Source organism: Caulobacter sp. D5 (genome assembly GCF_003185805.1).
Taxonomy (GTDB): Bacteria; Pseudomonadota; Alphaproteobacteria; order Caulobacterales; family Caulobacteraceae; genus Caulobacter.
Genome location: NZ_QHJY01000367.1, coordinates 1 through 5,633, shown reverse-complemented (window position 1 = coordinate 5,633; position 5,633 = coordinate 1). Strand labels below are relative to the sequence as shown.

Genomic DNA, 5,633 nt, shown 5'->3' with positions numbered 1-5,633 from the left:
CGTCGCCGCCTATGACGAGAACCACCGCTCGGGCCTGTTCGGCGCCGACGCCCGCTCGCGCGGCGCCCAGGCCAGCCTGACCCTCGCCCAGGCGCCGTCGCCGGACCGCAAGGGCTGGCGGCTCCAGGCCTGGACCCTGGTCAGCGACCTGCAGAACCGCTCTGTCGCCGTCGCGACCGGCCGCGCCACGACCACGCCGGCCAACGACCAATACGAGACGCCGGCCTACGGTTTCGGTTTCAACGCCGCCCTGCGCGGCGTGCGCGGCCCGCTGGAATGGGAACTGGGCGCCGACGTCCGCGCCGCCGAGGGCGAGACCCACGAGCGCTTCCGCTACATGTCCGGCCAGTTCACCCGCCTGCGCGAGGCCGGCGGCCGCACCACCACGGCCGGGATCTATGCCGACGCCAGCTGGACCGCCGGACCCTGGCTCGCCACCGGCGACCTGCGCCTCGACCACTGGCGGGCCTTCGACGCCCGCCGCCGCGAGTTCGACGCCCAGACCGGCGCGGCCACCCTCGACGAGACGCCCGCCGGCCGCAGCGCGACCACGCCCACCGGCCGCGCCGGCCTGCGTCGCGATCTCGGGCCCGGCTTCCTGCGCGCCGCCGCCTATGCCGGTTTCCGCCCGCCCAGCCTCAACGAGCTGCACCGCCCGTTCCGGGTCGGCAACGACGTCACCGAGGCCAACGCCGCCTTGAAACCCGAGCGCCTCTACGGCGTCGAGGCCGGCGGCGGCGTCGAGGGCAGGGCGGGGAGCCTGACCGCCACCCTGTTCCTCAACCGCCTCGACGATCCGGTGGCCAATGTCACGATCGGGACGGGGCCGGCCACCTTCCCGACGGCCGGCTTCATCCCGGCCGGCGGCGTGCTGCGCCAGCGCCAGAACGTCGGCCGCATCGACGCGGCCGGGCTGGAGCTGGAAGGCCGCGCCAACCTCTCCGAGCGCCTCGCCCTGACCGGCGCGGTGATGGCGACGAAAGCCGAGGTCGATGGCGGCGCCGACGCCCCGCAGCTGACCGGCAAGCGTCCCGCCCAGGCGCCGCGCCTGGCGGCGTCTGCTGGTCTGGAATGGAAGGCGGCGCAGCGCCTCGACCTCTTCCTCGCCGCCCGCCACGAGGGCGCGCGGTTCGAAGACGACCTCAACACCCGCCGCCTGGCGGCCGCCACGACCCTGAACCTTTCGGCCCGCTACGCCGTCAACACGGCGACCCGCCTGGAGGTCGAACTGCGCAACGCCCTGGACGCCGAGGTCGCCACCGGCCGCACCGGCGACGGGATCACCAGCTACGACGCGCCGCGCAGCCTGCGGGTGGGCGTCGTCTACGTGCGCTGAGAATGGTACCGCTAAAAACAAAAGCAAATTTATTTATTCTATTGACGGGTCCCCGCGGAACGTGATGACTTCGGTCTCAAGCGATCCGGACGCGGCCTCGACGCCGCTCCAGGATCCGGGAGGGAACCATGACTTTCAGGCGCAGCCCTGGCGCGACCCCGCGCAATCGATCTTCCCGCAGTAACGACTGAGGCCTTCGTCGCCTCGCGGTCCGCCGATCCACCCGCGCCTTTCCCAAATTTCCTGCACGCGGGAGCCAAGGGATCGGCGGACCGTCTTCCTTCTTCTCCCCCTTTCCGCGTGAGCCCATGAAGCGCCTCGTCTCGACCCTGGCGGCCGCCTCCCTGCTGTTCGCCGCCGCGCCGGCCCTGGCCGACGATCCGCCGCCGCCGCTGCCCGACAACGGCCTGGCCCGCACGCCGCCGATGGGCTGGAACAGCTGGAACAGGTTCGGCTGCAACGTCGACGAGACCCTGATCAAGCGCATGGCCGACGCCATGGTCTCGTCGGGCATGAAGGACGCCGGCTACGACTATGTGGTCATCGACGACTGCTGGCACGGCGAACGCGACGCGCGCGGCGACATCCAGCCCGATCCCAGGCGTTTCCCGAGCGGCATGAAGGCCCTGGGCCACTACATCCACGCCAAGGGCCTGAAGTTCGGCATCTATTCCGACGCCGGTCTTAAGACCTGCGCCGGCCGGCCCGGCAGCCGCGGCTACGAATATCAGGACGCCCGCCAATACGCCGCCTGGGGCGTCGACTACCTGAAGTACGACTGGTGCATGGCCGGCACGCAGGATGCGCCGTCGTCCTACTACATCATGTCGGCCGCGCTGCAGGCCACGGGCCGCGACATCGTCTTCTCGATCTGCGAGTGGGGCGGCTCGAAGCCCTGGCTATGGGGCGCTGGGGTCGGCAACCTCTGGCGTACCACCGGCGACATCTACGACGCCTGGGAGGGCGTGAAGGGCTACAGCCTGGGGATGCTCAACATCCTCGACAAGCAGGCCGAGCTCCATCCCTACGCCAGGCCGGGCCACTGGAACGACCCCGACATGCTCGAGGTCGGCAACGGCGGCATGACCACGCAGGAATACCGCGCCCATTTCAGCCTGTGGGCCATGCTGGCCGCGCCGCTGATCGCCGGCAACGACATCGGCCACATGGACGCCGACACCAAGGCGATCCTGACCAACAAGGAAGTCATCGCCATCGACCAGGATCCCCTCGGCGTCCAGGCGCGGCGGGTGTCCAGGCAGGGCGATCTGGAAGTCTGGGCGCGGCCGCTGAAGGGCGGCGGCCGGGCGGTGGTGCTCCTCAATCGCGGCGCGGCGCCGGCGGAGGTTCGCGTGGACTGGTCGATGCTGGACTATCCTGCTACTCTGTCAGGCAGAGTTCGTGATCTGTGGGCGGGGAAGGACCTGGGCCCGCGTAAGGGCGGCTATGCGGCGCAGGTCGCGCCGCATGGCGTGGTCATGGTCACGGTCTCGCCGTGACTTCATGAATAAATAAAAAGCGTTTTTTAATTCTGGCGCGCCCAGCGGACGCGGGGTAAGCCATCGGCGGATATGTGTCGGCGCGCAGTCGCCGAGCGTGCGACAGGGAGTATTGGGTGATCCAGATCGGGATCGATTTCGGCGGAACCAAGATCGAGGCGACCGCCCTGTCGTCTGACGGTCGCGTGCTTTCGACCCTCCGCACTCCCACGCCCGGCGACTACGACAGCGCCCTGGCCGCCGTGCGCGACCTGGTGGCCCGCACCGAGCAGGCGGCAGGCGGCCGCGGCACGATCGGGGTCGGCGCCCCGGGCTCGGTGTCGCCGCGCACGGGCCTCGTGCGCAACGCCAACACCACCTACCTGAACGGACGCCGGTTCCGCGAGGACCTGGAGGCCGCGCTCGATCGCCAGGTGCGCCTGGCCAACGACGCCAACTGCCTGGCCCTGTCCGAAGCCATCGACGGCGCGGCCGCCGGGGCGCGGGTGACCTTCGCGGTGATCATCGGCACCGGCTGCGGCGGCGGGCTCGTCGTCGACGGCAAGCTGGTCGAAGGCGGCAACGGCGTCGGCGGCGAGTGGGGCCACGTCCCGCTGCCCTGGCCCAAGGCCGAGGAAAACCCCGGTCCGCAGTGCTGGTGCGGCCGTCACGGCTGTCTGGAGACCTGGATCTCGGGCACCGGATTCCGTCGCGACTTCCGCGAGCACGGTGGCGCAGATCTCAGCGGCGCGGCGATCGTCGAGGCCGCCGCCGGCGGCGATTCGGTCGCCCAGGCCGCGCTCGACCGCTATCTCGACCGTCTGGCCCGGGGCCTGGCGGTGATCGCAGACATCGTCGATCCGGACGTCTTCGTGCTGGGCGGCGGCATGTCCAATGTCGATGTGCTGTACGAGCGCCTGCCGGGCCTGGTGGCGCCGCACGTCTTCACCGACCGCTGGGAGAGCCGGATCGTCAAGGCGCGCTGGGGCGACTCCTCGGGCGTGCGCGGCGCGGCCCGGCTGTGGAACCAGGCCGACTGGTCCAGCGATGTCGCCGCCTGACGGCGCCGGGAGGAGGGATCGCCCGATGCGGACGCCCCGCCTCCTTTTCGCGGCGCTCCTGACAGCGCTGGCAACCCAAGCGGCCGCCGAGCCGGCGCGGGTCTCGACCAAGGCCGGCGTGCTGGTCGGCGAGCAGCGGGCTGACGGAAGCTTGGCCTTCCTCGGCGTTCCCTTCGCCCGTCCGCCGGTCGGCGACCTGCGCTGGAAGCCGCCTGCGCCGCTCCCGGCCTGGAGCGGCGAGCGCGCGGCCCTGAAGTCCGGCTCCGCCTGCCTCCAGACCTCGCGCGGTTGGAACGCCGCCGACGCCGCGCGGTCCAGCGAGGACTGCCTCTATCTCGACATCCGGGTTCCCAAGCATTCGGCCGGGGCGAAGCTGCCGGTGATGGTCTGGGTGCACGGCGGGGCCAACCACGCCGGCTCCGGCGCGGGCACGGTGGAGTCCAGCCTGGTCGACCAGGGCGTCATCCTGGTCAGCGTGCAATACCGCCTGGGCGTCTTCGGCTTCCTGTCGCATCCGGGCCTGACCCGGGAGCAGGGCGGGGCGTCGGGCAACTACGCCCTGATGGATCTGATCGCGGCCCTGCGCTGGGTTCACGACAACGCCGCCGCGTTCGGCGGCGACCCGGGCAACGTCACCCTGTTCGGCCACTCGGCCGGCGGCCAGGACGTCGGCCTCGTCATGCTGTCGCCCCACGCCCGGGGCCTGTTCGCGCGGGGGATTCTGCAAAGCGGCCCGCCGGGCTTCGGCTTCGCGCCGCGCAGTCTGAAACAGAACGAGGCGATCGGCCTGCAATTGGCCAGGGGCGTCGGCGCGCGGTCGCTGGCCGACCTGCGCAAGGTCTCGGGCCCAGAACTCCTCAGGGCCGCCGAAGACCTGAAGGCGCCGATCGACGACCAGGGCTTCATCTGGACCCAGGCGGTGGTCGACGGCGTGGTGCTGCCCAAGGCGCCCGAAGCGCTGCTGGCCGATCCCGCCATCAAGCCGATGATCGTCGGCTCCAGCGCCCGCGAGATCGCCCTGTTCGGCGGCGATCCCGCCCGCGCCAAGGCCTGGGTGGTCGAGACCTTCGGCGCACGGGCGCCGCAGGTGCTGGCGCTCTACGGCCTCGATCACGACCCGCCGCCTGCCGCCGATCCGCTGCGCGGCGACGCCGTGCTGCAACTGGCTGCCGACCGCATGTTCCGCTGCCCGGCCGCCTCGGTCGCCGCCCTGCGCGAGAAGACCGGGGGCAAGGTCTGGCGCTACGAGCTGGCCGTTCCCCCGCCGGGGCAGGCGGTCGTCGGCCATGGCTCGGAGCTGACCAATGTCTTCGACCGGCCCGCGGAGGGCCGCCCGCCGATGCAGGCCTACTGGGCCGTCTTCGCCCGGACGGGAGATCCCAACGCCGCCGGCCTGCCGCCCTGGCCGGCCGAGGACGGCGCGGCCCGTCGCCTCGTCTTCGCCCCCGACGGGCCAAGGGCGGAGCAGGGCGGCGAGCCGGCCTGCCGGTTCCTGACCCGGCCCTAGAACATCTGGCGACAAGCGGCGACCAAGCCGCGCGCGGAGGAGGAAACGGAAATGACGACCCGCTCGAAGTCCGTCTTGAAGCCTGGCCTGCTTGCCGGCTGCGCCCTGGCCCTGCTGGCCTCCGCCGCGCTCGCCCAGAGCTGGGGGCCGTACAACGCCGACTTCCCGGCCGGCGGCGACGGGCTGTCGCGTCCGCTGGCGGGCGCCGGCGAAGGCCAGACCCTGCCGGCTGGCGCGCCGTGGTCGCTGTC

At 71.9% G+C, this 5,633-nt stretch carries 5 protein-coding genes; all 5 read left to right on the top strand.

The genetic code is table 11. From position 1 onward, the window contains the following. A partial coding sequence (locus DMC18_RS21060; protein ID WP_110133285.1) for a TonB-dependent receptor occupies positions 1 to 1,336 on the top strand: 1,336 nt, incomplete at its 5' end. 308 nt (positions 1,337 to 1,644) lie between these two features. Continuing rightward, positions 1,645 to 2,835, top strand: coding sequence for a glycoside hydrolase family 27 protein (locus tag DMC18_RS21055; RefSeq protein WP_110119760.1), 1,191 nt, complete (start codon positions 1,645 to 1,647; stop codon positions 2,833 to 2,835). Positions 2,836 to 2,951: 116 nt separating this feature from the next. Next, positions 2,952 to 3,875 (top strand): ROK family protein, encoded by a 924-nt coding sequence (locus DMC18_RS21050; RefSeq protein ID WP_110119761.1) that lies wholly within the window; start codon positions 2,952 to 2,954, stop codon positions 3,873 to 3,875. Positions 3,876 to 3,900: 25 nt separating this feature from the next. Further along, positions 3,901 to 5,382, top strand: coding sequence for a carboxylesterase/lipase family protein (locus DMC18_RS21045; RefSeq protein WP_158285955.1), 1,482 nt, complete (start codon positions 3,901 to 3,903; stop codon positions 5,380 to 5,382). A gap of 51 nt (positions 5,383 to 5,433) precedes the next feature. Continuing rightward, positions 5,434 to 5,633: hypothetical protein (locus DMC18_RS21040; RefSeq protein WP_146218155.1), on the top strand; the 200-nt coding region annotated here is incomplete at its 3' end.